This window comes from Salinivibrio sp. AR640 (genome assembly GCF_001995405.1).
GTDB classification, from domain to species: domain Bacteria; phylum Pseudomonadota; class Gammaproteobacteria; order Enterobacterales; family Vibrionaceae; genus Salinivibrio; species Salinivibrio costicola.
Map to the genome: position 1 here is coordinate 317166 of NZ_MUFD01000001.1, position 26647 is coordinate 343812.

General features: G+C 49.8%; 27 protein-coding genes. 17 read left to right on the top strand and 10 right to left on the bottom strand.

Features of this window, described 5'->3' with window-relative positions; genetic code table 11:
- Positions 1–251 precede the first annotated feature (251 nt).
- Positions 252–722 carry a thioredoxin-dependent thiol peroxidase gene (gene bcp / locus BZG75_RS01455; RefSeq protein ID WP_077575946.1) on the top strand — a complete coding sequence of 157 codons (471 nt, stop codon included), beginning with the start codon at positions 252–254 and terminating at the stop codon, positions 720–722.
- Between the two features lie 80 nt (positions 723–802).
- Here the strand turns inward: bcp and BZG75_RS01460 are convergent, their stop codons facing one another.
- The 3 genes from BZG75_RS01460 to BZG75_RS01470 form a co-directional block, all read right to left on the bottom strand.
- Positions 803–2257: an FAD-dependent oxidoreductase gene (locus BZG75_RS01460; protein WP_077575947.1), complete on the bottom strand. Its 1455-nt coding sequence runs from the start codon at positions 2255–2257 to the stop codon at positions 803–805.
- A gap of 93 nt (positions 2258–2350) precedes the next feature.
- Positions 2351–3424: an AI-2E family transporter gene (locus tag BZG75_RS01465; protein ID WP_077575948.1), complete on the bottom strand. Its 1074-nt coding sequence runs from the start codon at positions 3422–3424 to the stop codon at positions 2351–2353.
- A gap of 10 nt (positions 3425–3434) precedes the next feature.
- On the bottom strand, positions 3435–3653 hold the full coding sequence (locus BZG75_RS01470; protein ID WP_025744467.1) for a sulfurtransferase TusA family protein: 219 nt from the start codon (positions 3651–3653) through the stop codon (positions 3435–3437).
- Between the two features lie 128 nt (positions 3654–3781).
- Here BZG75_RS01470 and BZG75_RS01475 point away from each other — a divergent pair, with 128 nt between their 5' ends.
- Genes BZG75_RS01475 through BZG75_RS01490 form a run of 4 tightly spaced genes read left to right on the top strand, consistent with a single transcriptional unit; the run spans position 3782 to position 6693 of the window.
- Positions 3782–5281 carry a beta-barrel assembly-enhancing protease gene (locus tag BZG75_RS01475; protein WP_025744466.1) on the top strand — a complete coding sequence of 500 codons (1500 nt, stop codon included), beginning with the start codon at positions 3782–3784 and terminating at the stop codon, positions 5279–5281.
- Between the two features lie 24 nt (positions 5282–5305).
- Positions 5306–5662, top strand: a complete 357-nt coding sequence (gene arsC / locus BZG75_RS01480; protein WP_077461612.1) for an arsenate reductase (glutaredoxin) — start codon at positions 5306–5308, stop codon at positions 5660–5662.
- Positions 5659–6249 (top strand): NAD(P)H:quinone oxidoreductase, encoded by a 591-nt coding sequence (wrbA, locus tag BZG75_RS01485; protein WP_025744464.1) that lies wholly within the window; start codon positions 5659–5661, stop codon positions 6247–6249. The genes arsC and wrbA overlap by 4 nt, the downstream gene beginning before the upstream one ends.
- A 36-nt stretch (positions 6250–6285) precedes the next feature.
- Positions 6286–6693: a DUF2069 domain-containing protein gene (locus BZG75_RS01490; RefSeq protein ID WP_051503281.1), complete on the top strand. Its 408-nt coding sequence runs from the start codon at positions 6286–6288 to the stop codon at positions 6691–6693.
- A gap of 71 nt (positions 6694–6764) precedes the next feature.
- Here the strand turns inward: BZG75_RS01490 and BZG75_RS01495 are convergent, their stop codons facing one another.
- The gene (locus BZG75_RS01495) at positions 6765–7250 is read right to left on the bottom strand and encodes a zinc ribbon-containing protein (protein ID WP_077461613.1); all 486 of its coding nucleotides are present in this window, start codon (positions 7248–7250) and stop codon (positions 6765–6767) included.
- Positions 7251–7356: 106 nt separating this feature from the next.
- On the opposite strand from BZG75_RS01495, the gene leuS reads away from it, so the two are divergent.
- The 12 genes from leuS (at position 7357) to lipA (ending at position 19641) form a co-directional block, all read left to right on the top strand.
- Positions 7357–9933, top strand: coding sequence for a leucine--tRNA ligase (leuS, locus tag BZG75_RS01500; protein WP_077575949.1), 2577 nt, complete (start codon positions 7357–7359; stop codon positions 9931–9933).
- 14 nt (positions 9934–9947) lie between these two features.
- On the top strand, positions 9948–10571 hold the full coding sequence (locus tag BZG75_RS01505; protein WP_077575950.1) for an LPS-assembly lipoprotein LptE: 624 nt from the start codon (positions 9948–9950) through the stop codon (positions 10569–10571).
- Positions 10571–11593 (top strand): DNA polymerase III subunit delta, encoded by a 1023-nt coding sequence (gene holA / locus BZG75_RS01510; RefSeq protein ID WP_077575951.1) that lies wholly within the window; start codon positions 10571–10573, stop codon positions 11591–11593. The genes BZG75_RS01505 and holA overlap by 1 nt, the downstream gene beginning before the upstream one ends.
- A gap of 68 nt (positions 11594–11661) precedes the next feature.
- Entirely contained in the window at positions 11662–11979 is a 318-nt protein-coding gene (rsfS, locus tag BZG75_RS01515; protein WP_077461616.1) for a ribosome silencing factor, read from the top strand.
- Positions 11980–11982: 3 nt separating this feature from the next.
- Positions 11983–12453 (top strand): 23S rRNA (pseudouridine(1915)-N(3))-methyltransferase RlmH, encoded by a 471-nt coding sequence (rlmH, locus tag BZG75_RS01520; protein WP_025744459.1) that lies wholly within the window; start codon positions 11983–11985, stop codon positions 12451–12453.
- 6 nt (positions 12454–12459) lie between these two features.
- Positions 12460–14337 (top strand): penicillin-binding protein 2, encoded by a 1878-nt coding sequence (gene mrdA / locus BZG75_RS01525; protein ID WP_077575952.1) that lies wholly within the window; start codon positions 12460–12462, stop codon positions 14335–14337.
- Complete coding sequence (gene rodA / locus BZG75_RS01530; protein ID WP_077461618.1) at positions 14337–15455, top strand: rod shape-determining protein RodA; 1119 nt, start codon at positions 14337–14339, stop codon at positions 15453–15455. The genes mrdA and rodA overlap by 1 nt, the downstream gene beginning before the upstream one ends.
- 2 nt (positions 15456–15457) lie before the next feature.
- Positions 15458–16279 carry a septal ring lytic transglycosylase RlpA family protein gene (locus BZG75_RS01535; RefSeq protein WP_077461619.1) on the top strand — a complete coding sequence of 274 codons (822 nt, stop codon included), beginning with the start codon at positions 15458–15460 and terminating at the stop codon, positions 16277–16279.
- A gap of 92 nt (positions 16280–16371) precedes the next feature.
- On the top strand, positions 16372–17544 hold the full coding sequence (locus BZG75_RS01540) for a serine hydrolase (RefSeq protein WP_025744457.1): 1173 nt from the start codon (positions 16372–16374) through the stop codon (positions 17542–17544).
- 130 nt (positions 17545–17674) lie between these two features.
- Positions 17675–17944 carry a DUF493 family protein YbeD gene (ybeD, locus tag BZG75_RS01545; protein WP_077575953.1) on the top strand — a complete coding sequence of 90 codons (270 nt, stop codon included), beginning with the start codon at positions 17675–17677 and terminating at the stop codon, positions 17942–17944.
- A gap of 78 nt (positions 17945–18022) precedes the next feature.
- Positions 18023–18679 carry a lipoyl(octanoyl) transferase LipB gene (gene lipB / locus BZG75_RS01550; protein WP_037367580.1) on the top strand — a complete coding sequence of 219 codons (657 nt, stop codon included), beginning with the start codon at positions 18023–18025 and terminating at the stop codon, positions 18677–18679.
- Positions 18676–19641: a lipoyl synthase gene (gene lipA, locus BZG75_RS01555; protein ID WP_077575954.1), complete on the top strand. Its 966-nt coding sequence runs from the start codon at positions 18676–18678 to the stop codon at positions 19639–19641. Before lipB ends, lipA begins: the two co-directional genes overlap by 4 nt.
- A 115-nt stretch (positions 19642–19756) precedes the next feature.
- Here the strand turns inward: lipA and BZG75_RS01560 are convergent, their stop codons facing one another.
- The 6 genes from BZG75_RS01560 to BZG75_RS01585 form a co-directional block, all read right to left on the bottom strand.
- The gene (locus BZG75_RS01560) at positions 19757–21010 is read right to left on the bottom strand and encodes a glutamate-5-semialdehyde dehydrogenase (protein ID WP_077575955.1); all 1254 of its coding nucleotides are present in this window, start codon (positions 21008–21010) and stop codon (positions 19757–19759) included.
- Positions 21011–21047: 37 nt separating this feature from the next.
- Complete coding sequence (proB, locus tag BZG75_RS01565; protein ID WP_077575956.1) at positions 21048–22202, bottom strand: glutamate 5-kinase; 1155 nt, start codon at positions 22200–22202, stop codon at positions 21048–21050.
- Positions 22203–22286: 84 nt separating this feature from the next.
- Positions 22287–22688, bottom strand: a complete 402-nt coding sequence (crl, locus tag BZG75_RS01570; protein ID WP_077461623.1) for a sigma factor-binding protein Crl — start codon at positions 22686–22688, stop codon at positions 22287–22289.
- Between the two features lie 132 nt (positions 22689–22820).
- Positions 22821–24074 carry an esterase FrsA gene (gene frsA / locus BZG75_RS01575; RefSeq protein ID WP_077461624.1) on the bottom strand — a complete coding sequence of 418 codons (1254 nt, stop codon included), beginning with the start codon at positions 24072–24074 and terminating at the stop codon, positions 22821–22823.
- 156 nt (positions 24075–24230) lie between these two features.
- Positions 24231–24686 (bottom strand): xanthine phosphoribosyltransferase, encoded by a 456-nt coding sequence (gene gpt, locus BZG75_RS01580; RefSeq protein ID WP_025744451.1) that lies wholly within the window; start codon positions 24684–24686, stop codon positions 24231–24233.
- Positions 24687–24743: 57 nt separating this feature from the next.
- Entirely contained in the window at positions 24744–26036 is a 1293-nt protein-coding gene (locus BZG75_RS01585) for an NCS2 family permease (protein WP_021024131.1), read from the bottom strand.
- Positions 26037–26647: the final 611 nt, after the last annotated feature.

A 26647-nucleotide genomic window follows, 5' to 3' on the forward strand; every position in this document is an offset into this window, starting at 1 on the left:
GGTGATGCTTGCAATGTTACTTTTGGCGCTGGGTAAACACAAGAATAACCCTGCGCGCTGGCGTGTCTTATTCGACATTTCTTACCGCTACATTCAAGTTTGCGATTTTATCATTGAATCAGCGTCTCGTTAGCGTCAATAAAAGGTCAAACACTGTCAAGAGCGTGATCGTAATATCAAAAACTTGCGTAATCTCGAACACCCTCTATCATCGTCAATTCGGTTTACCGACAAAAAAGGAAACGCAGCGCATGCAAACATTAACGGAAGGCGCTCTAGCGCCCGATTTTTCATTGCAAGATCAAAATGGCGACACCGTCACGCTTAGCCAGTTTCAAGGCGAAAAACGCGTCCTCGTGTATTTTTACCCCAAAGCAATGACACCAGGCTGCACCACACAAGCCTGCTCTTTGCGTGATACTAAGGCCGAGCTCGACGCGCTGGATACCGTGGTGTTAGGTATCAGCCCGGATCCCGTCAAAAAGATCGCCCGCTTTGTCGCGCGCGATGAACTCAATTTCACCCTACTGAGCGACGAAGATCATGCGGTTGCGGATGCATTTGGCGTCTGGGGACCCAAGAAGTTCATGGGGAAAGAATATGACGGCATTCATCGCCTCAGCTTTTTGGTCGGCAAAGATGGCAAAATTGAACATGTGTTCAATAAGTTTAAGACCAAAGATCATCACCAAGTGGTATTGGACTTCCTGAACCAAGCCTAGGACGGCGCCTTATCCTGCCTGTTAACAAAAAAGCGCACGATGAATCGTGCGCTTTTTTCAAACGATGACCATGGGTTCACTCAGCCCACAGGCTTTGCCAATGCTTCTGGATAACCACGCTGTACCGCAAATTCACACGCAGCGCTGATAATCTTAGCGGTCGACGGGCGCGTCATGACGTAATGAGAGGTTGGCGAAATCCAGCCGGCATCTTCAAATTGCGTCAGGACTTTGTTTATCGCCGTCAGCGCCGAGGAGGCTTTCACGATTTCCATCCGCGCGTAGCGCTCACCATCGAAAGACACATCCGACGCCCTCAGCGACGGATCCTCACCGGGGATTTGTTGCGCGCCACACAAGGGTTTTCCTCCGACTTCGGCCTGCTTAAACTCAGGCAGCCATTGAGCAAAATGTTCGATGGCCCGGTCCGTGCGCTGGCACACTTGATCCCAGTCCCAACCTTGATCGATGTTTTTAACATAGCGCGCGTCGACATTCGGTTGCGCCGATTGCACTGAGCTTTTCACCAAGCCACGTTCAAAGAGGGTCACGTCTTGCGTCATGCCGTGCAGTTGAAAGAAACCATCAGGATAAGGCGTCAGTTGTGCCATACCTTGTGGCGTGCCTCGCTGGCCATGAACAATAATTTCTGGCCATTGGTACGCCGTCGACGTCCAGTGGGCGACGTACGCTGCCTTGTACTCAACCAGACGCTGACGCCCGAAGCCCGCCATATCGTCAATGGTCCCGGTGCGAAATCCCGCCGCATTAATCAGATAGTCAACCTCAGTGGTGTGCGATTGGCCTGCCTTATCTTGATACGTCACTTGCCAACCCGACGCTGTCTGCTGTGTATCCACGACCTTATGATTAAAGTTGAGTTGGCAATGCGGCACGTCGGCAAGCGTTAATTGCGCTTCAGCGGCGAGGCGAAATACACTCAGCCCGTATTCTTGCACCAATACCAACGGATACTTCATCGCACTTAGGTCCAGCGACTGCGCAACCGGCCACATCCACTGATCAGCCGAATCGGTTATACTGCGATAATCTTTTGCTTTCAGCGCTTCAAGGTCTGATTGCTGATACAGGCGGAAATAATCAGCAGGTTCGCCCATCACTTTGTTGGCGCTATCAAGCTCGACCAATTGCGCATAACGCTCGCGCAAGGTTTCCAATCGTGCAATCACACTGTCTAACGATCCTGGGTCTTGCTCTGGCACCGCCAACACCGTTGGGCGGCGATTCACAGAGTGCGGATACATGCGTACGGTCGCAACGGACTGGTCCAGTAAGGTTAAGCACTGATCGAGCGAGATTTCTCGATACAAATTGCCGCCCGCATGAAGATGACAGATAGGTGGGCCACTGACTAGCCCGGTTCCCGCTTCAAACACTTGGGTATCAATACCACGTTCAGCCAGTCGCATGGCCGCTGTCGTGCCCGCCACGCCGCCACCGATCACAGCGACGCGGAACCCCTCTAAATGCGTATGTTCTTGCCTGTTTTGTACCATGCCAACCCTGTTTTTCATTACTACTTCTGTGGGCCAAACTGATCACGGTAAAGCCTGTGCTCGTGCCGCTCAGCTCCTTTATTTAGGAGCCTGAAAACAAGATGGATCACTCTACGTCTTTTTTGGATCATCATCGAGCTCAATTTCAGGTAATGCTTGCCATACCGCTTTCACTAACGTCGCCAATGGAATGGCAAAAAATACCCCCCAAAAGCCCCAGAGTCCACCGAAAACCAGTACGGCTATGATGAGTGCCACCGGGTGTAAATTGACCGCTTCCGAGAAAAGCACCGGCACAAGGACGTTACCGTCAAGGGTTTGAATCACGCCGTAAGCAATCATCACATACCAAAACCCGGGCTCAAGTCCCCATTGGAAAAGGGCCACGATCGCTATCGGCACCGTCACAATGGCCGCCCCGATATAGGGGACAAGGACAGAAAAGCCGGTGGCGACACTTAGCAACACGGCATAGCGGAGATCGAGTAACATGAAAGTCAGATAGCTGGTGATACCAACAATAATAATCTCGGTCACTTTCCCGCGAATGTAATTCGATATCTGTTGGTTCATCTCATGACCAACCCGAGAGGCAAGGCGGCGATTACGCGGCAATAATCCTTTAAACATCGCCAACATTTGCGTTTTATCTTTCAGTAAGAAGAAAACCAAGAGCGGGACCAAAATCAAATAGACCGCTAGCGCCACGATGTTCACCAGCGATGATAACGATCCCCTTACCAAGGTTTCCCCGATGTTGAGGACTTTAAACTGCAAGGCATCGACCAGTGTGTTCACCATATGCGGATTAATTAATCCTGGATAGCGCTCGGGTAAGCTCATCATCAGCATCTGCATGTTATTAAACATGTTCGGCACATCGGCCACCAGGCTTATCCCTTGATTCCAAATCGTCGGTACCAAGCCAAACAACGCCATGAATGTGAAGCTGGCAAACAAGGCGATCACCACCAAAACCGATAACGTGCGAGGCAGCCCCAGTCGACTAAGACGATTGACTGGCCAATCGAGTAAATACGCCATGACAATGGCCACGAGTAAAGGCGCCAATAAGTTGCCGAAAAAATAGATGGTGACAAAACCGACCAAAAGAATCAGCACTAGGCTGACCGCATGTGGGTCGGAAAAGCGTCGCCGATACCAGCGATGTAGCAATTCAAACATATCAGGCTCGTTATTGTTTTGTGACGTGTAAACGCGAGGCTGGCGTATCTAACCAAGCAATGGTAAATCCTTCACGAGTAAAGTAGGTTGGAATATCGTTTTTCGCGCCTTGATCGCCCAGTAAAATCACTAACTGCTCGCCGGCACGCAACGACGCTGCTGCACGCTTGGCGAGTAGCAGGGCCATTGGGCAAACATGTGCTCGTAAATCAAGAGTTTGACATTCCATTCTGTCTCACCGGTCGGTATTATCGTTGGTATTGTAATGGACATTAGATAGAACGCCAACGAAACCCAGACAGGTTTTATCGGTCTGTACTTAAGTACACTTGCGTATTTTAAAAGGTAATGACACTTATGCCGCCACGTGCATCTTGCTCTTGGAAAGGAAAAACGGCTCGCCGCCTCGTCGCCTATGCGCTTGCAGGGACACTGGTCAGTGCGCCTGTGTCAGCAAACGTCGAGTCATATCAAAGTGACTTGCCTAACATTGGCACCGCTGCCGCGAGTACGCTGTCGGTGGCAAAAGAAAAAGAGTTTGGTGATGCTTATATGCGAATGCTACGAGCCAGCAAACCCATTATTGATGATCCTTTACTCAGTGAATATGTTAACGCCCTCGGGCATCGGTTGGTGGCGAACGCCAACGATGTCCGCACGCCCTTCCAATTTATTTTGATTGATAATCAAGCGATCAATGCGTTTGCCTTTTTTGGCGGGTATGTAGCCATGCATTCTGGGCTTTTCCTGCATGCCAAGACAGAAAGCGAACTGGCATCTGTGATGGCGCACGAAATCGCGCACGTAACCCAACGCCACCTTGCGCGCAGCATGGAAGCGCAGGCACAAACCTCGCCGCTAACGGTTGCCGCTTTAGTCGGCTCTTTAATGCTCGCGATTGCAGCGCCTGAAGCAGGGATTGCCGCAGCTCATGCAGCAACGGCGGGGAGTATGCAAAGCCAAATAAACTTTACCCGCCGTAACGAAGAAGAGGCCGACCGCGTCGGAATTGAAACCCTCGCTCGCGCGGATTTCGATGTTGAGGCGATGCCACGCTTTTTCTCTCGGTTAGCCGATGAGTACCGCTACGCCAGTCAAATGCCGGAGTATTTCAGCACTCACCCATTACCCGCGTCTCGGATCACAGATTCACGCGCGCGGGCGCGTCAGTATCCTCAAAAAAGCGTGCCCGACTCTCCCGATTACCAACTCGCACGAGCGCGTATCGTTGCACGATATAGCGGTATCGCTGATCGCTCCGCCATGGACTGGTTTGAACGGCGTCATAAAGCAGCATCGCCAGCGGAAAAACATAGCCTTGATTACGGCATGGCGCTGTTGGATATTGATGCAAGGCGCTATCAACAAGCGCGTGAGAAGCTGGCGCCCCTCATTAAAGCTCAACCCAATAATCGTTTTTATATTGACGCGATGACCGACTTAGAGATTGGCGAAAAGCAGTATGACAGCGCCTTATCCCGCCTGAATCAAGCCTTGAACCAGCAGCCTAACAATCGCGTATTGTTGCTTAATCACGCTTACACCTTGGTAAAAGCCAAGCGTGGCGGTGAAGCGATCAAGGCATTAGAGCGCTACACCCACCAGCATGCCGATGACAGCAACGGATGGTTTTTGTTACAACAAGCGTACGAAAGCACTGGCACACACCGTGACGGTGAATTAGCTGCTCAAGGAGAGCGTTACGCGCTGCGCGGTCAATGGAGCAAAGCCATTCGTAACTACACCCAAGCCGCTCAACTGGCTGAGTTAGGCAGCTTGGCACAAGCACGTTATGATGCGCGTATCGATCAATTACGCCATCAGCAGGCACGCTTTAAAGCGCTCAGTGATCGTTAACTCAACTTAAAAAGGATAGATGTTGTGAGCCCCATTACTCTGTACCACAATCCACGTTGCTCAAAAAGTCGAGAAACCCTCAAGCTGCTTGAGTCAAAGGGCGTCACGCCGACAATCGTTAAATATTTAGAGACGCCATTATCTGCCGATACGCTCCGTGAGTTAAAGCGACAGCTGGGCATGGCATCATTTCGCGACATGATGCGCACCAAAGAAGCGGATTACAAGGCAGCCAATTTGGGCGATGCTTCGGTGGAAGAAGCGCAATTGTTGGAGGCAATGGTTAATCACCCAAAACTGATTGAACGTCCCATTGCCGTTCAAGGCGACAAAGCGGTCATCGGCCGCCCACCCGAAAATGTATTGGTATTCGTTCAATGACACAAGTTCTCGTGCTTTATTACAGCCGTTCAGGTAATACACGTAAGCTTGCTCAACAAGTTGCACGCGGTATTGAAGCGCAAGGCGTTGAGGCGGTGTTACGAACGGTGCCCGAGCTGCCTGCTTATGCCGATGGCAAAATACCGGACGTCTCGCCAAACGATCCCTTTGTCACCCGTCAGGATCTATTAGATTGCCATGGCCTCGCGCTCGGCAGTCCGGTACGTTTTGGCAACATGGCCGCGCCATTGAAGCAATTTATCGATAGTACCAGTGGCGAATGGTTATCGGGTGCCTTAATTGATAAACCCGCCGCGGTCTTTGGCGCCGGATCAATGCTTCATGGTGGCCAAGAAACCACGCTGCTCACGATGACCATCCCCTTACTTCATCATGGTATGATGTTAGTCGGTGTTCCACACAGCGAGCGTGCGCTTCATACAACGGAAGGCGGCGGTTCCCCTTACGGTGCATCCAGTGTTGCGGAGCCACATCACCCTTTAATGGCCGACGAAAAGCAAATCGCAAAAACATTAGGCCAACGCTTAGCGCGTTTTGCCCACACTTTTTACCACCACCTAAGATAAAAGGACAGAATCGTGACAGATCCTCGGCTCGCCTTCATGCGCAAATTGTCTTTGCTGAGTAACCTTGGCCTCATTGCTTGGGTGGTCGCGTGGCATGCTTACTTATCGCCCCATCCTCACTTGAATGCATGGGCGGTGACCATTGGCTGGACAATCCCTTTACTGCTCCCTTTACCTGGGATCATCAAAGGCAAAGCGTTTACCCATGCATGGGCCAACTTTATTTTGATGTTCTATTTTTTACACGCCCTTACCATTCTCTATGTCGATGAAGGCGAACGGTGGATGGCTGCTGCAGAGCTCGTCTTCGTCACCGCTGCATTTGCTTGTAATATTGTCTTTGCCCGTTGGATGGGGCAATCACAAGGCCTAAAGCTGCCACGGCTTTCTCAAGTCGAAAAAGAAGAACGCCAGCGCTTTGAAGGTCGCGACGACGCCTCTTAGGCACCTTTGGCCACGGATAGACCGACCCGCGCTTTAAAACCAAATGCAAAAGCCAAGCTCTAAAACTTGGCTTACACCGGGTAAGGGCGGCGAGAAAAGTAGCGATGACCACATTGCGTACACGGTGCAATCACATCGACCCGGCTGTGCCGCGTTTGATGATGGCACTGTTCACATTGCAACACGCCCAGTCCGACAATTTCACCCGCTTCATAAACGCCATGATGCTGAAGATCATCGAACACTTCACGCCACTCTAGCTGCGTACGGTCGGTGATCTCTGCCAATTGCTCCCAAATCGAGTTAGCAATCAGATCGTTAAACACCTGACTATCAATCTCTTCGGTTTGAGATTTATCGTACTGTTCACCGAACGCTTTCACATCACGTTTAAAGTATGCTTCGATCAAGGCCCATTCATCTTTGGTCAGATCGGCCGCGGCTTTGAGGTATTGATCAGACAAGGTCACCCAATGAGACAGTGCCTCGGGGCTGTTTTCTAACGCCTCTTTTACCCGCTCGATGATACTTTGTTGGGGTTCTTTCTCTTTATTCATGGTCCTGTCCTGATTCAAGTGTTGTTGCGGTCTCTGCCTTTCGTTATTCTATGCTGATATTTCTCTTTCAGGTTTTACCTTTCTCACAGAATCTCGGAAGCCATCGATGCAAGAACAATATAGCCCGCAAGATATTGAACAAAAAGTTCAAGCCCATTGGGATGACAATAAAACCTTTGTGGTCCATGAAGACCCTAACAAAGAAAAATTCTACTGTCTTTCTATGTTTCCTTACCCAAGTGGCCGACTGCACATGGGGCATGTCCGTAACTACACCATCGGTGATGTCATTTCCCGTTATCAGCGACTGCAAGGCAAGAATGTCATGCAGCCGATTGGTTGGGATGCGTTTGGCCTTCCTGCCGAAGGCGCTGCGATCAAAAACAAAACCGCGCCCGCGCCTTGGACTTACGAAAACATTGATTACATGAAAGGCCAGCTAAAAATGCTGGGCTTTGGCTACGACTGGAGCCGTGAAGTCGCCACCTGTAGTCCCGATTACTACCGCTGGGAGCAAGGCTTCTTTACCACGCTCTACAACAAGGGGCTGGTTTATAAAAAGACCTCATCAGTGAACTGGTGTCCCAACGATCAGACCGTGCTCGCCAATGAGCAAGTTCACGAAGGTTGCTGCTGGCGCTGCGATACGCCGGTTGAGCAAAAAGAAATCCCGCAGTGGTTTATTAAAATCACCGATTACGCAGAAGAGCTGCTGCAAGACATCGACAAACTGGACGGCTGGCCAGACATGGTAAAAACCATGCAGCGTAACTGGATTGGTCGCTCAGAAGGTGTTGAGCTGACGTTTGATGTTGAAGGCGATCACCCCGCACTCGACGTCTACACCACGCGTCCAGATACGCTGATGGGCGTCACTTACGTGGGGATTGCCGCCGGTCACCCCCTCGCGGAGGCTGCAGCCAAAGACAACCCTGCCCTCGCTGAATTCGTACAAGAGTGCCGTAACACCAAAGTTGCCGAAGCCGAGCTGGCGACCATGGAGAAAAAAGGCATGGCGACCGGTTTGTATGCCACGCACCCATTGAACGGGCGTCGTGTCCCTATCTTTGTCGCTAACTTTGTATTGATGGATTACGGCACTGGCGCCGTGATGGCGGTGCCTGCTCACGACCAACGCGACTTCGAATTTGCTCATAAGTACGCGCTGGATATCGAGCCGGTGATCCTCGATGAAAACGGCCATGCGCCCGATTTGTCAGAGCAAGCGTATACCGAAAAAGGTAAGCTGTTTAACTCGGGTGAGTTTGACGGGTTAGATTTTAACGCGGCCTTCGATGCGATTGCGAGCAAGCTTGAATCGCTAGGTAAAGGCAAGAAAACGGTTAATTTCCGTTTACGTGATTGGGGCGTCTCTCGTCAGCGTTATTGGGGTGCACCAATTCCGATGCTGAATACCGAAGACGGTGAGGTCGTGCCCGTCCCAGCTGAGCAGCTGCCCGTCATCCTGCCAGAAGATGTGGTGATGGATGGTGTACAAAGCCCTATCAAAGCTGACAAGCAATGGGCACAAACGCAATATCAAGGTAAGCCAGCGCTGCGTGAAACCGACACTTTCGATACCTTTATGGAGTCGTCGTGGTACTACGCACGTTATTGCTCACCGCAAGCGGATCAAATGCTCGACCCAAGCGCCGCCAATTATTGGCTACCGGTCGATCAGTATATAGGTGGCATTGAGCACGCTTGTATGCACCTGTTGTATTCGCGCTTTTTCCATAAACTATTGCGCGATGAAAATATGGTCGATAGCGACGAGCCATTCAAGCAGTTACTCTGTCAGGGTATGGTGCTCGCCGATGCATTTTATTACACCGACGAAAAAGGGGTACGTGTTTGGGTCTCGCCGACTGATGTGACCGTTGAGCGGGACACCAAAGGGCAAATTATTCATGCGGTCGATAGCGAAGGCAATGCGGTTTCTCACGCTGGCATGACTAAGATGTCAAAGTCGAAGAACAACGGCATTGATCCCCAATTAATGGTGGAAAAATACGGTGCCGATACCATGCGTCTCTTTATGATGTTTGCCGCACCGGCGGACATGACGTTGGAATGGCAAGAGTCTGGCGTGGAAGGTTCACACCGTTTCTTACGCCGTGTTTGGAAGCTGGTCTATGAGCATACCCACAAAGGCGACATTACTGCGCTGGCAGTCGATACGCTCAATAATGATCAAAAAGCCTTGCGCCGTGATGTGCACAAAGCCATCGCCAAAGTCAGTGATGACATGGGCCGTCGTCAGACGTTCAATACCGCCATTGCCGCGATCATGGAGCTGATGAATCGCTTGGTTAAAGCGCCACAGGACAATGAACAAGACCGTGCTGTGTTAGACGAAGCACTCAAAGCCGTGGTATTGATGCTATATCCCATCACCCCGCACATCTGCTTTACGCTTTGGCAGGCCCTGGGCGAAACCGATATCGACAGTGCCGATTGGCCGCAAGCCGATAAAGCGGCCTTGGTCGAGGAGGAAAAGCTAATCATTGTGCAAGTGAACGGTAAGCTACGTGCCAAGATCACCGTGGCCGCCGACGCCGAGAAAGAAGCCGTTGAAGCACAAGCCATGTCAGACGAAAACGTGGTCAAATTTACCGACGGTAAAACGGTTCGCAAAGTCATTTATGTACCAGGGAAACTGGTTAATATTGTTGCTAACTAACAAGGAGCGATGGAGTGGATCTGTTTAACACTGTGCTTCGCTCCCTGCTCGTCGCGATGGTCTCACTGACCATCGCCTCTTGCGGGTTTGCCTTGCGTGGCAGCTATAATTTGCCCGATGAGGTAGACAAAGTGTCATTGACGAGTTTTGACCCCTATGGGGAGCTGACTCGCCAAATGCGCAACGCTTTGCGTCAACATAACGTTCAGATGGTGTCACCCTCTGACGACGTGGCGAATATCGAGTTGCTTAGCGAAAGTGATAGTGCACAAACTTTGTCGCTCTATCAAAACAGCCGAGTGGCAGAGAAAGAGTTTCGCTATGTTGCACGTTATCGTGTCACCGTGCCGGGGAAAGGTAGCTACACCTACAACACGACCTTGAGCCGTAACTTTCTCGATAACCCACTGACCGCGTTGGCCAAGTCAGTCGAGCAAAATAAGTTAGTCGCAGAAATGCGTACCGAGGCGACCCGTCAAATTATGCGTCAACTGTCTCAACTGAAAGGGGATATCGCCGCATTTGAGCGTCAGCAAGCAGAACAAGCGGCATTAGAGCAACTCGAACAGGGAGAGGCGCCCACTGAGCCCAATGTGATCATCGAAACGCGTCAAACTGAAACACAGCCCGCGCAATGATGAGAGCCTATCCAGAACAATTGGCGCAGCAGCTTAATCAGCCACTGCGTCAAACTTACTTAGTCTTTGGCACCGATCCTTTGTTAAAGCTCGAGTCTCGTGATGCCATTTGCCACGCGGCACGCTCACAAGGCTTTGAAGAGCATCATAAGTTTATGATTGATGGGCAATTAGATTGGCAAGAAGTGTTTGACTGCTGCCAAGCCCTCAGTTTGTTTTCTTCTCGGCAGATTATTGAATTGACCTGTCCTGAAAATGGCCTGAGCAGCGCCCAAGCCAAGCAACTGACCGAGCTTGCCAGCTATCTCCATCCTGATATTCTCTTGCTCGTTCAAGGCGAGCGGCTCAATAAAAAGCAAGAAAGTGCCAAGTGGTTTACCACGTTGGCAAAGCAAGCCTTGTATGTGGTTTGCCAAACTCCAGATGCACGTCACTTGCCCCGTTTTATTGAACAGCGCTGCCGCCATCTCGGGCTACAACCCGATCAACCCGCGCTGCAGTTGCTTGCCCAATGGCATGAAGGCAACTTACTCGCGCTGGTGCAAAGTTTACAAATCCTCCACTTACTTTATCCCGATGGTGCCCTTACCTTACCTCGGATTGAGAGTGCGTTGTCGCGGCATCATCACTTCACCCCTTTCCAACTGACCGATGCGCTACTTGCCGGTAAGGCTAATCGCGCGCAGCGTATTATCGAACAACTGCATGCCGAAGGCGAAGAGCCCACCTTGTTACTACGTTTGATCCAAAAAGAACTCAAACAACTCTATACAATCCAAGAGCAAGGGCAACAAGGGCGACCACTCAACGTGCTATTCGATCAGTTGCGTGTTTGGCAAGCGCGCAGACCCATGATCACCGCAGCACTCAATCGGCTAAACAAACTGCGTCTCGCCTCATTACTGCACCAGCTCGCTGAGTTAGAGATACAGTTAAAAACCGATTTTGGCAGTGACCCTTGGCCTAATCTGCACTATTTTTGTGCACTTATGTGCCAACCCGCCGAACCTCTGGCGCCCTAGCGTGTCCAAAGGGCTGCCAAGTGATATACTGCCACTGAATACAATCAGCACATACATCGAGGTTCTCTTTGCAAGCTACCGAATTAAAACAGTTTGTCGCCGACAAAGTCGATGAGTTAAAAGCCAGCGATATCGTGACGCTAGACGTACGAGATAAATCCTGCATTACTGACTTTTTAGTGCTTTGTACAGGCAATTCACGTCGCCATGTGGCTTCAATTGCCGAGCACGTTTGTGAGCAAGCCCAAGCGGCTGATATTGGCGCCATGGGAACAGAAGGCAAAGATGACAGTGAGTGGGTCGTTGTCGATTTAGGCGACGTCATGGTTCACGTCATGCAAGAAGAACAACGCCAACTTTATCAACTGGAAAAACTCTGGAATTAATCCATGAAAATCCAGTTGATTGCAGTCGGCAATAAAATGCCCAAGTGGGTACAACAAGGCTTTGATGAGTATCAGCGCCGCTTTCCAAAAGACATGCCACTTGAGCTGGTTGAAGTGCCTGCCGGTAAACGCGGTAAAAATGCAGACATTGCCCGCATTTTACAAAAAGAAGGCGAAGCCATGCTCGCTGCGGTGAATCGTGGTAGTCGTATCGTTACCTTAGATATTCCCGGCAAGCCTTGGAATACGCCGCAATTAGCCAGTCAACTCGAAAAGTGGAAACTGGATGGGCGCGATGTCGCCATTTTAATTGGTGGCCCAGAAGGATTGGCCCCCGACTGTAAAGCAGCCGCTGAGCAAAGCTGGTCACTTTCGCCTCTGACCCTGCCCCACCCACTGGTTCGCGTCATCATGGCGGAGAGCCTGTATCGCGCTTGGAGTCTCACCACCAACCATCCTTATCATCGAGAATAACGACAGATGAAGCGCCAACGAGTTGAAATCCGAGACCACAGTACCGAGGCTGCGTTATTTGTGCGCCGCGCTATTGTCTCTTTTGTCGGTATTATGGCGCTTGTTGGAGCGTTGCTCACTAACCTTTATCATATTCAAGTAACCGAGCATCAAGACTACCAAACTCGCTCGAATGATAATCGTATTAAAGTGGTCCCTGTCGCGCCTAACCGTGGCCTCATTTATGACCGCCATGGAAAACTGCTGGCTGAAAACCGCCCGGTTTATCATTTAGAAGTGACCCCCGAGCAAGTCGATGATATGTCGGCAACCTTGGCCAAGCTTAAACGCTTGTTGTCGCTGGATGACAAAGATATTGCACGCTTTCAACAAGAACGTCGCCGCTCTCGCCGTTTTAATGCCGTGGCACTCAAAACACAACTGACTGACAAAGAGGTCGCGATTTTTTCCGCCCACCAGCATCAATTTACTGGGGTTGAAATCAAAGCCTATCTAAAACGTCATTACCCATATGGCGATGCGTTGACACACGTGCTGGGTTATGTCGCAAGAATTAATGATCGCGATATTGCCAAGTTGCGACAAAAAGACGTGCTCAATAACTACCGAGCGACGCGTGACATTGGCAAACTCGGGATAGAAAAATATTATGAGCCCGAGTTACACGGAAAAGCCGGCTATCAGGAAGTCGAAGTGAATAGCCGAGGTCGTGTGATCCGGACACTTAAATACGTTCCCCCTGAGCCCGGTAAAGACTTAATCCTCAACCTCGATATTGATTTGCAGCTGTACGTGCGCGGTATTCTTGGCGATCGCCGTGGTGCAGTGGTGGTGGTTGATCCTGATACCTCCGGGGTATTGGCCATGGTATCGACCCCAAGCTATGATCCGAACTTATTCGTCCACGGCATTTCGAGTAAACAGTATCAGCAATTACTCAATAATAAAGATCGCCCACTGGTGAATCGGGCGACCCTAGGCATTTATCCCCCCGCCTCAACGGTGAAGCCTTTTATCGCTGTCTCTGCGTTGGAAGAAGGCGTGATCACGACCCAGACCACCCGCAATGACCCTGGTTATTGGCGCATCCCTAATTCAGACACACGCCCATTCCGTGACTGGCGTCCCTGGGGCCATGGCCGCGTTAATATTGTTCAATCGATTGAAGAATCGGTTGATACGTTTTTCTATCAAATCGCCTACGACATGGGGATTGATAAATTATCATCATGGATGGGTCGATTCGGGTTTGGTCATTACACTGGCATTGATATTCATGAAGAGAGCAGTGCCAATATGCCTAACCGAGAATGGAAAATGAGCCGCTATCGGCAACCTTGGTACAAGGGTGACACCATTCCGGTTGGTATTGGACAAGGCTACTGGACGGCGACACCCATGCAGATTGTTAAAGCACTTACGGTGTTGCTTAACCGTGGCGAAGTGAAAGCCCCAAAACTATTAATGAAAACCCGCGATGAAACGGGTGAACACAAACCGAAGGCTGAGCCATTTCCACCGATAAAAGGGGTAGAGGACAAGTATTGGGATGTGGGACTAAAAGGCATGCAATTAGTTAATCATGGGCGTAAAGGGACAGCGCGTCGTGCTTTCCGCTCCGCGGAGTATCTATCGGGAGGAAAATCGGGCACCGCTCAGGTCTTTGGCCTAGGCGAAAACGAAGAGTATAAAGCCGATGAAATCGCCGAACATCTGCGCGATCATGCGCTATTTATGGGGTTCGCGCCTTTTGAAAATCCCGAAGTCGCGGTATCTATGGTGTTAGAAAATGCCGGTGGCGGGTCAAGCAATGGTGCGCCGATCGCGCGCCGTATCTTCGATCATATTCTCGTGGAAGACAAAGAGACGGAGGAGGAAAAATAATGAGTTCGTTAGCTCAAGCCAGCACCAAACGCTCTTTGTTTGACCGCTTACATCTCGATTTGCCCATGCTGATTGGTGTTTTGTTACTAATGGGCTTCGGGCTGGTGGTCATGTATAGCGCAAGCGGGCAAAGCCTGGCGATGATGGAACGCCAAGCCATTCGCATGACGCTGGCACTTGCCGTCATGTTTGCACTCGCCCAAGTTCCTCCTCGCCACTATGAGTTTTGGTCACCCTATTTATACGCCGTAGGCGTGGTGTTATTAGCGGCGGTATTATTCGTCGGAGAAACCGCCAAAGGGGCTCAACGCTGGCTTGATCTGGGTTTTGTTACCTTCCAGCCTTCAGAAATCATTAAATTGGCGGTGCCTTTAATGCTGGCTCGCTTTATTGGTAAAGACCCCCTCCCCCCAAAAATATCTACTTTGCTGATCGCGCTATTCTTGTTGTTGGTCCCTACACTCATGATTGCCAAACAACCCGATTTAGGGACCTCTATATTGATCGCCGCATCCGGCATATTCGTGTTGTTCCTAGCCGGTATCAGTTGGAAAATCATCACCGCTGCTGTCGTCGCGCTTGCCAGCTTTATACCAGTACTTTGGTTTTTCCTGATGCACGATTACCAACGAACACGGGTGCTTACCTTGTTTAATCCTGAATCGGATCCGCTCGGTGCCGGCTATCACATTATCCAATCTAAGATCGCGATAGGCTCGGGCGGTTTAACCGGTAAAGGCTGGCTCCATGGAACACAATCGCAGCTCGAGTTTCTCCCTGAACGCCATACTGATTTTATTTTTGCCGTCATCGCCGAAGAATGGGGGTTAGTGGGTGTTTGTGTGCTACTGGCTTTATATGTGTTTTTGATTGGGCGAGGGTTAATGTTGGCAAGTCGAGCACAAACCGCCTTTGGCCGTATGATGGCGGGCAGTATTGTGTTGAGCTTTTTTGTTTATGTTTTTGTCAATATTGGCATGGTCAGCGGTATTTTACCTGTGGTTGGGGTACCCTTACCTTTAATCAGCTATGGTGGCACCTCAATGGTCACGCTCATGGCCGGTTTTGGTATTCTCATGTCCATTCATACTCACCGTAAAATGTTATCCAGGGCATAAACATGCGAGCTATTCTTGTTGTTATTACTTCCCTTTTATTCAGCGCCTGTAGCAATCAGCAAGGGCGCTACGATATGCATAATGACAAAGCCCCAGATCGGGTTCCACAAACCATTCATGTTGAGGACGCACACCCTAAATATGAGCCTTATAGCCTCGCGGGTAATAAGGATTACACGTTAAACGGGCAGTCATACCAGATTTTACGTAAGCCTAAGGGGTATCAAGAAGCAGGAATTGCCTCCTGGTATGGAGAGAAGTTTCACGGCCATCGCACCTCTAATGGCGAGGTCTACGATATGTACTCCATGTCTGCGGCGCACAAAACCTTGCCCTTGCCGAGCTATGTCGAAGTCACTAACCAAAACAATGGCAAAAAAGCGGTCGTACGTGTCAATGACCGCGGTCCTTTTCACAATCAACGCGTGATTGATCTTAGCTATGCCGCCGCGAAGAAGTTGGACGTGTTAAAAACAGGGACTGCGCCTGTCTCACTGCGGCTTATCTCCCCTGAAAAACCCAAGGAAGATGAGTGGCACTCCGCCCGGCACCATGCCTATTATGTTCAACTGGCGGCGCTTTCAGATGGTTTAAAAGCCAATCAAACCGCGGAACAATTAGCAAAAAGCCATGGTCTACCTACCCATATCGCGCGCCGTGACCAAGTTTATCGCGTACGTTTTGGTCCGTTTTACGACCGTGGCCAAGCACAACAAGCGATGCGCACAGCAAAACAGCACCAATTGCCGGGCGCCTTTATCGTCACCGAGGCACTTGTGAGTACTGACTCATCGGTAACAAGTGCCAAAACAGATAATCAATAAGTTAAAGAAATCGAGCCTGTCGCTCTCTACGCAATTTGGTATAGTGACAAATACAGTATCGACATCGATAACCGACAAAAGTACTAACAATGATGAATAAAACCGTTTTTCGCATACGCGCGCTGCTTTCCGCGGCTGTGCTCACCACAGCGACTGTCCAAGCCGCGCCCGCTGTCGTCCCTGATGCACCGCAAATTGCGGCGAAAGGATATGTGCTTATGGATTACCATTCTGGCAAAGTGTTGGCAGAATATAATGCTCATGAGCGCCTCAACCCAGCCAGCTTAACCAAAATGATGACCAGCTACGTCATCGGCCAAGAAGTCGAGCGTGGTAACATTTCAATGGACGATGATGTTGTCATTAGCGAAAACGCTTGGGCAAAAAATTACCCTGAATCGTCAAAAATGTTTATCGAGGTCGGCACCACGGTCAAAGCCGCCGATCTAAACCGCGGTATCATCATCCAATCCGGTAATGATGCCTGTGTGGCGATGGCAGAACATGTTGCGGGCTCGGAAGACGCCTTTGTCGATTTGATGAACCGCTGGGGCGAAAGCTTGGGCATGAACAGCTCGCATTTTTCTAATGTGCATGGTTTAGACTCTCAAAATTTGTATACCACCCCCTATGATATGGCGTTACTCGGCCAAGCGCTGATTCGTGATGTGCCAGAAGAGTATCGGATATACAAAGAAAAAGCCTTTACCTACAACGGCATTACTCAATACAACCGTAATGGCTTGCTCTGGGATAAAAGCCTGAATGTCGATGGCATTAAAACGGGCCACACTGATGGGGCCGGTTACAACCTCGTCACGTCAGCGACTGAGGGCGACATGCGTCTTATTTCAGTTGTCATGGGGACGAAGAGTGCAAATGCCCGTAAGGCTGAGAGTAAAAAGCTGCTGAACTATGGTTTCCGTTTCTTTGAAACAGTTGCACCGCATAAGGCCAATGAAACCTTTGTCACTGAGAAAGTATGGATGGGTGATACAGACGAAGTCGCGCTGGGCGTCACCGAAGATACCTTTGTCACTCTTCCTCGCGGTAAAGCACGCGATTTGAAAGCGAGCTTTGTTTTAGAACAAACCCTCGAGGCACCTATCAGTCAGGGCGACGTGGTCGGTAAGTTGTTCTATCAAGTTGATGATGAAGACATCGCTGAATATCCACTGGTTGCCCTCAACGATGTCGAAAAAGGCGGTATCTTTAGCCGTTTCATTGACTACATCGTGATGATGTTCAAAAACTTACTTGGATAACCTCCACTTTACGCCGCCCTCCAACCTCGTGGGCGGCTTGTTTTCTGACTCTTAGCCGATTAGTATTTCGCGTTAATCGTGATCAATCGCACAAACGTGTGTCTTAACAGACATACTGTTAGGAGTTTACATGCAAGAGCAACCAAAATTAAAAGACCTGCTGGAGTTTCCTTGCCAATTTACCTACAAGGTCGTGGGCCAAGCGAAACCCGAGCTACCGGATCAAGTGTTAAGCGTTATTCAACGCCATGCGCCGGGAGACTATAGCCCCACCGTCAAACCGAGTGCAAAAGGCAACTATCACTCTGTGTCTATTACCATTAAAGCGACCTCCATTGAGCAAGTTGAGACGCTTTATAAAGAACTCAGCGATATTGATATCGTCCGTATGGTCCTTTAATTCAAATACCCACACGACTGGCGGCTTTTAATCACGCCGCCAGGCTCTATAATATCGCCACTGACAACAATATGGGAAATGGGTTTGCAGCACCAACTCGTTGTGAGACACCTCGGCCGTCAACCGTATTCACGTGTTTGGGAACAGATGCGTGACTTCACCGACACACGTGATGAACAGACCCAAGATGAGGTCTGGTTGGTTGAACATGACCCCGTTTTTACCCAAGGGCAAGCGGGAAAAACGGAACATATTTTGGTCCCGGGAGACATTCCAGTCGTACAATCAGACCGTGGGGGGCAAGTTACCTATCATGGTCCCGGTCAGCTGATTGCCTATTTCCTGATTAATCTTAAAAGAAAAAAAGTCGGTGTGCGGGCACTGGTTAGTCATATTGAAAATCTAGTCGTTGACACGCTGGCACACTTCCACGTCGACGCTTACGCGCGACCCGATGCACCTGGCGTTTACGTTAACGATGCAAAAATATGTTCTCTTGGGCTCCGCATCCGTCGCGGATGCTCATTCCACGGATTGGCACTAAACATCAATATGGATTTATCACCATTCCAGCGCATCAACCCATGTGGGTATGCCGGTATGGCCATGACGCAACTGAGCGATCAGGTTGATCACGTCACACTCGCTGACGTCCAACCTGTGCTGGTAGACACTTTAACTCAACAGTTAGGTTACTCTCAGGTTGAGTTTACAACGGAAAGCAGCGATTTATGAGCAAACCGATTCAGATGGAACGCGGCGTTAAATACCGCGACGCCGATAAAATGGCGCTTATCCCGGTCAAAAATATGCAGACCGAGCAAAAAGAAGTGCTGCGCAAGCCTGATTGGATGAAAATCAAGCTCCCGGCTGAAACTGCGCGTATAAAAGAAATTAAAGACGCGATGCGTAAAAATAACCTCCACTCGGTGTGTGAGGAAGCGTCGTGTCCTAACTTGGCTGAGTGCTTTAGCCACGGTACGGCAACCTTTATGATTCTGGGCGCCATCTGTACACGTCGTTGCCCTTTCTGTGATGTGGCCCATGGCCGCCCTGTCGCCCCTGACAGTGAAGAGCCAAAGCATTTGGCACAAACTATCAAGGACATGAAGCTACGTTATGTGGTGATCACCTCGGTGGATCGTGACGATCTCCGCGACGGCGGCGCTCAGCATTTTGTCGATTGCACCCGTGAGATCCGTGCGCTTAACCCTGATATTCAAATAGAGACACTGGTCCCTGACTTCCGTGGTCGTATGGATAAAGCCCTCGATATCTTGCGTGACAATCCACCCGATGTGTTCAACCACAACCTTGAAACGGCACCGCGTTTGTACCGAAAAGCGCGCCCCGGCGCTAATTATCAGTGGTCACTGGATCTGTTGCAAAAGTTTGGCGAAATGCATCCAGACGTACCAACCAAGTCAGGATTGATGATGGGTCTCGGTGAGACCAAAGAAGAAATTGTTGAGGTGCTCAAAGACTTACGTGCGCATGGTGTCACAATGCTAACGCTAGGACAGTACCTCGCCCCAAGCCGTCACCACTTGCCGGTTGAGCGCTATGTGCCACCAGAAGAATTCGATGAATTAAAAGAAATCGCGCTAGATCTTGGCTTTACACATGCAGCCTGTGGCCCGTTTGTTCGCTCCTCTTATCATGCAGACTTGCAAGCAAAAGGCGTTGAAGTGAAATAGCCTTATCGTGTGGGTACATGGTAAATAGTGGGTACACGGATAAATAAGAAAAAGCCGCAAGTGGTGAATGCACTTGCGGCTTTTTTAGTCGGTTATGACTGACTAACTTTCGCCATTATACGCGCGATAAGTAATCAGCCTTACCAACCCATTTATAGGTCGTTAGCTCTTCGAGTCCCATCGGACCGCGGGCATGGAGCTTTTGAGTGGATACCGCCACTTCAGCGCCAAGACCAAACTGCGCACCATCGGTAAAACGCGTTGATGCATTGACATAAACCGCTGCCGATCCGGCACCGTTGATAAAGGCTTCAGCCGATTGTAAATCATTAGTCAGTATGGCATCAGAGTGACTCGCGTTATGGGTCCTCATGTGCGCAAGCGCCTGATCCACGTCATCAACAACAGCCACACCCAGTGTCGGCCCTAGCCACTCAGTATCAAAGTCACCCGTTTGTGCTTCACGTAGCTGTTCAACACCATCCAGATAGGGTAATGCACTTGATGCGGCGACAACATTCAGCTTATGTTGATTAAACAGCGTGACTAAACGCGAGAACAACTGCGCAGCTACGTCCTTATGCACTAACAAGGTGTCCAATGCATTGCACGCTGATGGGCGATCTGTTTTTGCATTGAGGATCACCTCTGGCGCTCTATCAAGATCAGCACTGTGATCAACATACAGATGACTAATACCAAAACCACCGATAATGACAGGAATGGTACTGTTTTGCTTGCACATTTTATGCAGCCCTGCCCCACCACGGGGAATAATCATATCGACGTAATCATCAAGGGTCAGCAGTTCAGAAACGAGGGCGCGATCGGGCTTATCAATATACTGAACTGACGCGAGCGGAAGGCCTGCTTTTTCTAACCCAGTTTGGATCACATTCACTAGCACCTGGTTGGTTGCGAACGTTTCTTTGCCGCCGCGTAAAATACTAGCATTGCCGGTTTTCAAGCATAATGCGGCAATATCAATGGTGACATTTGGACGCGCTTCATAAATCACACCAATCACGCCCAGAGGCTCACGTCGCTTGGATAATGACAGGCCATTTTCGAGCAGTTTATGATCGAACTGTTGACCGACAGGATCGGCTAATGCGATGACTTGCCTAACGTCTTTCGCCATATTGGTGAGGCGTTCTGGGGTCAGTGTGAGTCTATCCAACATCGCTGCATCCATCTGTGCCTCGCGAGCGGCGGCAAGATCGATTTGGTTTGCGGCTAAAATGGCCGCCTGCTGTGCATCAAGTTCATCGGCAATGATCGCTAACGCCTGGTTTTTCGTCGCGGTCGATGTGATTGCCAGTTGGTAAGCGGCATCTTTTGCCGACTTACCCATCGTTTGTAAGCTCATCTGTTATTCGTCTCTTCTATTCGTCTCTGCTTGGATGTTATTCGTCGATGACCACAAGATCGTCACGATGCATCGCAACCGGTCCATACTCATAGCCTAAAATATCTGTAATCTGTTGGCTATGTGCGCCGGCAATACGGCGCAAATCACGTGCGGCATAACGACAGATCCCACGGGCCAGACACTTACCATCAACCGATTCAATACGTGCCACTTCGCCACGGACAAACTCGCCTTTCACAGCGACAATCCCTTTGCTCAACAAACTGCTTCCGTTTTGCGTCACTGCTGTGGCGGCACCGGCATCTACCACGATCTCGCCTGCTGGAGGAGGACCCGCCAAAATCCAGCGCTTGCGGCTTTCTAACGGACTGTCTAAGGGTAAAAAGCGTGTCCCCGCATTATCACCGGCGGCAGCTTTTTGGATCACCTCCGGCTTACTGCCTGCTGCTATGGTGACTTCGACACCGGCTCGACGACCAATATCCGCCGCTTGCAGTTTGGTCGCCATACCTCCCGTGCCCAAGCCACCGACACTGCCTCCGGCTAATTTGCGTAAGGTTTCATCAATCGTGTGCACTTCACGAATTAATTCAGCGTCAGGATTCGCGCGAGGATCGGCGGTAAAGAGGCCAGGCTGATCCGTTAAGAGCAAAAGCTTGTCAGCATCAGCTAAAATCGCGACCAGTGCTGACAAGTTATCATTGTCTCCAACTTTTATTTCAGCGGTGGCCACCGCATCGTTTTCGTTCACAATCGGGATGATACCGTTATCTAGCAACGCATGAAGCATGTCACGGGCATTGAGAAAACGTTCTCGGTGTTCTAAATCGGCGCGAGTTAATAACATTTGCCCAACCTGAAAGCCGTATAAACTAAACAGGTGTTCCCACGTTTGAATCAAACGACACTGGCCAACGGCAGCAAGCATTTGCTTATTTGCAACCGTATCGGCTAATACCGGATAACCAAGATGCTCTCGCCCTGCTGCAATGGCTGCAGATGAGACGATAATGACCTGATGGCCTTGTTGTCTTAACCTTGCACATTGGCGGACTAACTCAACCATATGTGCTTGATCCAGGCGCGTCGAGCCACCCGTAAGCACACTGGTGCCCAATTTAACCACGAGAGTTTGCGAGGGAATGTTGGCTGCTAGGCAACCATCTTGAAATGCGTCTTGAATAGTCATGCTTGCCTGATCCACAAAAGCTTAGGTGTCTCTTTTATCAATCCCTTGCTCATTTAACAAGAGCTGGGATCAGGCAATTCACGGTTACTTGGCGCCCGTCAGTTTAGGCTCGGTGAGCGCGGCGCTGGGTGACAAGGATAGATCGAGCTCTTGGTCTAGCAAGGTATACAGCTTGGTATAAAAGTTAGTTAGCGTTTTGTCTACCGCTTCCCTCGCCTCTTGAGGAATTGACTCATTCACCCAATCCCCTTTGTGGTCATAAAGACCAAACCCATAGCGATAATTGAACCCGTCTTCGGTGGGGGCTAACTCAAACCACCATCCCCAGAATTCTCGCGCATCAGGATCTTTTTCCGCATCCACACATACGGACAGGCTATCAAAAAAGTAACGTTCTGGTGCCGATATCCCCTCTCGAAAATAGGGGCCCAAAGCCGTAAATCGCGTTTTTAATCGTCCATGTGAAAGCGTCGTTTTATCGCTCATCGTGTCCTCCAGTGGCACTTTAACGTCCTTGTACATGGTATATCATGCGGTTAACGTTCAGGTGAATGTCAATCCTTCGCTTTCGGCGGTAGATCACACCTTCGATTCGGGCCACCACCTCTTATGATAGGTTTAAAGCATGTCTGTAAACCATTTGACGGTTTCTGTGAGTGCACGATGATAGCCATCGTGTAATGGCGTGTTTGGGAGGGTAACGGCTTTCCCTCCACGACTGTATCGCGCGATTAACTGGTTATCTGACTCCGGACACACAGGATCATCTTTTAAGCTTAGCGCGAGAATCGGTACGTCTGTGCGGCGGCCAGTGAGCAGACCTTGATTTTTTAATGACCACGCTTGTAAGCGCGTTTTCAAGGTATCGATAGGCAGCCGACGTCCTATGCGAGAGCCTAAGGTATCTAGGTACATGGGTGGCATTTTCTTCATTCTTGTCGCATCGGTGAGTAATGCATGCACAATCCCCCCCAGTGACGCACTGGCCTTGATACGATGAGGTTCTAAAAATGCCATCCGTACTGCTGGGTTAGCCCCAAAACGGATACCCATGGTGCCGACGCGATGGTGATCCGCCCATGGCACATCAGCGAGCTTATCAAGCATCGCCGCATGCAAGCGGCTGGTGTCTTCGTTTAAATGCCAGTGGCTGCTGTGGCCCACCGATGGCATATCAAGCGTCAGTACCGCGATATCGGCGGGAGCAAAGTAATCGACAAATAAGCGCCAGAGATCGGTTTGTAAACTATCAAGGCTGCCACTCAAGATCACAACCGGTAAGGTAGCGTCTGTACGTGGTAAATAGAGATACCCTTTTAACGTCTTACCGTCTAATTGCGTTTCGACAGTCTTCACCGTAAACGGCAGTTGTGACATTGCTTTTTCAAACGCTTTAAATGCCAAGGTTTCGGCCTGTAAGGCAAGGTTGTCCCCTTTAAGATGAGGGTAAGCCGCGATACCAAAGTAAGTACACGCCTGAAGCCACTGTTCACTCGCCTGCTCAGCCTTTCCTTCATCCGCCAACACTTTGGCTTTTTTTTGGTGTTGCATCCCTACCGCGGTCCACTCATAGTTCCAATTACCCGCTCGGTAACCTTCAACCGTATCCAATAACGCATCAACAGAACGGGTATTGTCAGAAGAGGCAATACGAGAAAAGATCGCTTCCATTTCGACCGGATCGACCCCTTGCCAAGTCCACTGACCACGACGACGCATACGGTACCAACTCGATTCGCTGTCGCCATCAAATGCCGAGTAATTGGCTTGCTGGCTTTGTTGAACCGCACCAAATAGTGTTGATGTTTCGGTAGCATGTTTGTGTTTAGCAAAAAGCGTCACCGATAGGTTTTGTGATTCTTTCTTGGACACACCCACTCCTAGGCTTTTTTGTAACGTGATGTTAGTTTAAACCATACACATAGCAAGACCATGATTTTCCGCACTTAATCACAGGAATAAAAAACGCCGCGTGAAAACGCGGCGTTTTGGCTCAATCCGGTACGCTATTTACGTTGCCAACGGCATTTATTTTGCAATCGGATCAACATAGCTGACCGCCATATCCCAAGGCTGCTCAATCCAAGTATCTTGGGGAATATCAACGACGTAGTCATCAACAAGCGACTTGCCCGCTGGCTTCGCACTCACGGTCACAAAACGTGCTTTGGGGTAGAGTTGACGCACCATTTCAGCCGTCCCACCCGTATCAACGAGATCGTCAACCACAATAAAACCGTCACCATCACCGGGCGCTTGCTTGACGACACGCATATCGCGTTGATGGTCGTGGTCATAACTGGAAATACAGACTGTGTCGACATGGCGAATACCCAGCTCACGGGCAAGAATGGCAGCAGGGACCAAACCACCGCGGGTAACGGCGATAATACCTTGCCATTGCTCTGCGGGAAGCAACTTTTCTGCCAATTGCCGGGTGTACATCTGCATATTGTCCCAGGTAATAATAAACTTAGTGCTCATGGTGAAAACCTCGTGGCGTCTCTCGCCTTATTTTAATGTCAATGTGGGCAAGTTGCTTTACACTAAGAAGACAAACTTGAGTAAGAACAACCCCGCCAAAATCCAGATACTGACAGGAACTTCTCGCCCTTTGCCCGCAAAGGTTTTTACGGCACAAAACGCAATAAAGCCAAGCCCAATACCGCTTGCTATTGAATAAGTCAGCGGCATCAGCAAACACACCACCACAACAGGCGCAGCCTCAGTCAGATCACGCCAATTAATGCTCACCAAACCTGACATCATCAAGATGGCCACATAAAATAAGGCGCCAGCAGTCGCATAGGCAGGCACCATACCTGCTAACGGTGCAAAAAAGAGCGCCAGTAAAAACAGAATACCAACAACCACAGCGGTCAATCCCGTGCGACCGCCAGCGGCAACCCCTGATACGCTCTCAATGTAAGACGTTGTGTTTGACGTGCCTAAAAGCGCCCCGACTGATGTCGCGGTACTATCTGCCAGTAATGCACGATTTAAGCGCGGTAGTTTACCATCTTTATCCAAAAGTTCCGCGCGCTGTGCCACACCCACTAAGGTTCCTGCAGTATCAAAAAGATCGACAAATAAAAATGCGAACACAATCGACACTAATCCCACTTCAAACGCGCCAGAAAAATCGAGTTGCATAAAGGTCGGCGCTAAACTCGGCGGCGCGGACATCACACCACCGTATGCCACATCACCGGCGATGACACCGATGATCGTGACCGCCAAAATGGCAATCATTACCGCCCCTTTCATTCCTCGGTGCACCAAACCGATGGTCAGAAAGAAACCCAGTGCCGCCATGGCGGGAGCAAAGGCTGTCACATCACCGAGCGCAACCAATGTTGCTGGGTGGTCAACGACAATCCCAGCGTTTTGCAACGCAATGAGCGCCAAAAAAAGTCCGATACCGGCTGATATACCGGTTCGTAGTGCCATTGGAATCGAATTAATGATCCATTCACGCACGCGCAAGACACTTAACAAAATGAAACATAACCCGGAGATAAATACGGCGGCTAGCGCAACCTGCCAAGAGTGCCCCATTTGTAAAACCACGGTGTAGGTAAAAAAGGCATTCAGTCCCATCCCCGGCGCCTGTGCGACTGGATAGTTTGCCACAATCCCCATCACTAGACAGCCAACCGCTGCCGCTAGACAGGTCGCGACAAAGACAGCGCCTTTATCCATGCCTGCCTCAGCCAAAATAGAGGGATTGACGAAAATGATATACGCCATGGTTAAAAAAGTGGTGAACCCGGCGATGACTTCAGTACGAAGATCGGTGCCGTGGGCTTTAAGTTGAAATAAACGCTCTAACATCGGTTTTGTCCCAAACTAAAAAGTGATGTATCGCTAGATACCAAAAGGAAAACGTTTGCGTATTTAAAATTGGCGCAAATCTTACCGATCGATCGCTAAAATTTCCAGCGCTAAAATCATTTAGTAGTGACGAGGAGGTAGAGGAAGAGAACATTCTGTGGCAGCGCGTCGATATAACTAGACAGGTACAATTTATAGACAAAAAACTGATAAAAAAAACGCCACACATTGTGTGGCGCCAGAATAAAAGCTTTTGCTTTCTGGATCAGAAATCTCTCTGTAAGAGCGGGGGAATCATAAAACTTACTTGCGGTAGCCGAACGAAGCCGGATACGTAAAACCTTTGGTGTAGACTGACTGCTGATTCCAGTAGTAGCTCGATACCATGCCTTCCATTTTTTACCTCTCTCAAGTTTAAACCAATGTTGTTCACATTTATCTCGGTTCCTTGGAGGCGAATGCTCGGGTTCACTCCATGAACAACTGGCAAGCGATGTTGCCAATGTCTAGATAATATACCAAAGGTAATTTATTTACAAGCTTTAAGGTGACAGGAGTCACAAAAAGTTCATATATGTAATTTAATTACAATAATAACGCCTAGTTTGATT

Excerpts from the sequence above, each read along its gene's own strand:
- proB (WP_077575956.1), bottom strand. The coding sequence starts at position 22,202 with ATGACTATTCAAGACGCATTTCAAGATGGTTGCCTAGCAGCCAACATT.
- BZG75_RS01495 (WP_077461613.1), bottom strand. The coding sequence starts at position 7,250 with ATGAATAAAGAGAAAGAACCCCAACAAAGTATCATCGAGCGGGTAAAA.
- lipA (WP_077575954.1), top strand. The coding sequence starts at position 18,676 with ATGAGCAAACCGATTCAGATGGAACGCGGCGTTAAATACCGCGACGCC.
- BZG75_RS01540 (WP_025744457.1), top strand. The coding sequence starts at position 16,372 with ATGAATAAAACCGTTTTTCGCATACGCGCGCTGCTTTCCGCGGCTGTG.
- rodA (WP_077461618.1), top strand. The coding sequence starts at position 14,337 with ATGAGTTCGTTAGCTCAAGCCAGCACCAAACGCTCTTTGTTTGACCGC.
- BZG75_RS01585 (WP_021024131.1), bottom strand. The coding sequence starts at position 26,036 with ATGTTAGAGCGTTTATTTCAACTTAAAGCCCACGGCACCGATCTTCGT.
- rlmH (WP_025744459.1), top strand. The coding sequence starts at position 11,983 with ATGAAAATCCAGTTGATTGCAGTCGGCAATAAAATGCCCAAGTGGGTA.
- BZG75_RS01460 (WP_077575947.1), bottom strand. The coding sequence starts at position 2,257 with ATGAAAAACAGGGTTGGCATGGTACAAAACAGGCAAGAACATACGCAT.
- BZG75_RS01465 (WP_077575948.1), bottom strand. The coding sequence starts at position 3,424 with ATGTTTGAATTGCTACATCGCTGGTATCGGCGACGCTTTTCCGACCCA.
- mrdA (WP_077575952.1), top strand. The coding sequence starts at position 12,460 with ATGAAGCGCCAACGAGTTGAAATCCGAGACCACAGTACCGAGGCTGCG.
- BZG75_RS01475 (WP_025744466.1), top strand. The coding sequence starts at position 3,782 with ATGCCGCCACGTGCATCTTGCTCTTGGAAAGGAAAAACGGCTCGCCGC.
- BZG75_RS01490 (WP_051503281.1), top strand. The coding sequence starts at position 6,286 with ATGCGCAAATTGTCTTTGCTGAGTAACCTTGGCCTCATTGCTTGGGTG.
- gpt (WP_025744451.1), bottom strand. The coding sequence starts at position 24,686 with ATGAGCACTAAGTTTATTATTACCTGGGACAATATGCAGATGTACACC.
- BZG75_RS01560 (WP_077575955.1), bottom strand. The coding sequence starts at position 21,010 with ATGAGCTTACAAACGATGGGTAAGTCGGCAAAAGATGCCGCTTACCAA.
- bcp (WP_077575946.1), top strand. The coding sequence starts at position 252 with ATGCAAACATTAACGGAAGGCGCTCTAGCGCCCGATTTTTCATTGCAA.
- ybeD (WP_077575953.1), top strand. The coding sequence starts at position 17,675 with ATGCAAGAGCAACCAAAATTAAAAGACCTGCTGGAGTTTCCTTGCCAA.
- lipB (WP_037367580.1), top strand. The coding sequence starts at position 18,023 with ATGGGTTTGCAGCACCAACTCGTTGTGAGACACCTCGGCCGTCAACCG.
- wrbA (WP_025744464.1), top strand. The coding sequence starts at position 5,659 with ATGACACAAGTTCTCGTGCTTTATTACAGCCGTTCAGGTAATACACGT.
- BZG75_RS01470 (WP_025744467.1), bottom strand. The coding sequence starts at position 3,653 with ATGGAATGTCAAACTCTTGATTTACGAGCACATGTTTGCCCAATGGCC.
- crl (WP_077461623.1), bottom strand. The coding sequence starts at position 22,688 with ATGAGCGATAAAACGACGCTTTCACATGGACGATTAAAAACGCGATTT.
- holA (WP_077575951.1), top strand. The coding sequence starts at position 10,571 with ATGAGAGCCTATCCAGAACAATTGGCGCAGCAGCTTAATCAGCCACTG.
- leuS (WP_077575949.1), top strand. The coding sequence starts at position 7,357 with ATGCAAGAACAATATAGCCCGCAAGATATTGAACAAAAAGTTCAAGCC.
- BZG75_RS01535 (WP_077461619.1), top strand. The coding sequence starts at position 15,458 with ATGCGAGCTATTCTTGTTGTTATTACTTCCCTTTTATTCAGCGCCTGT.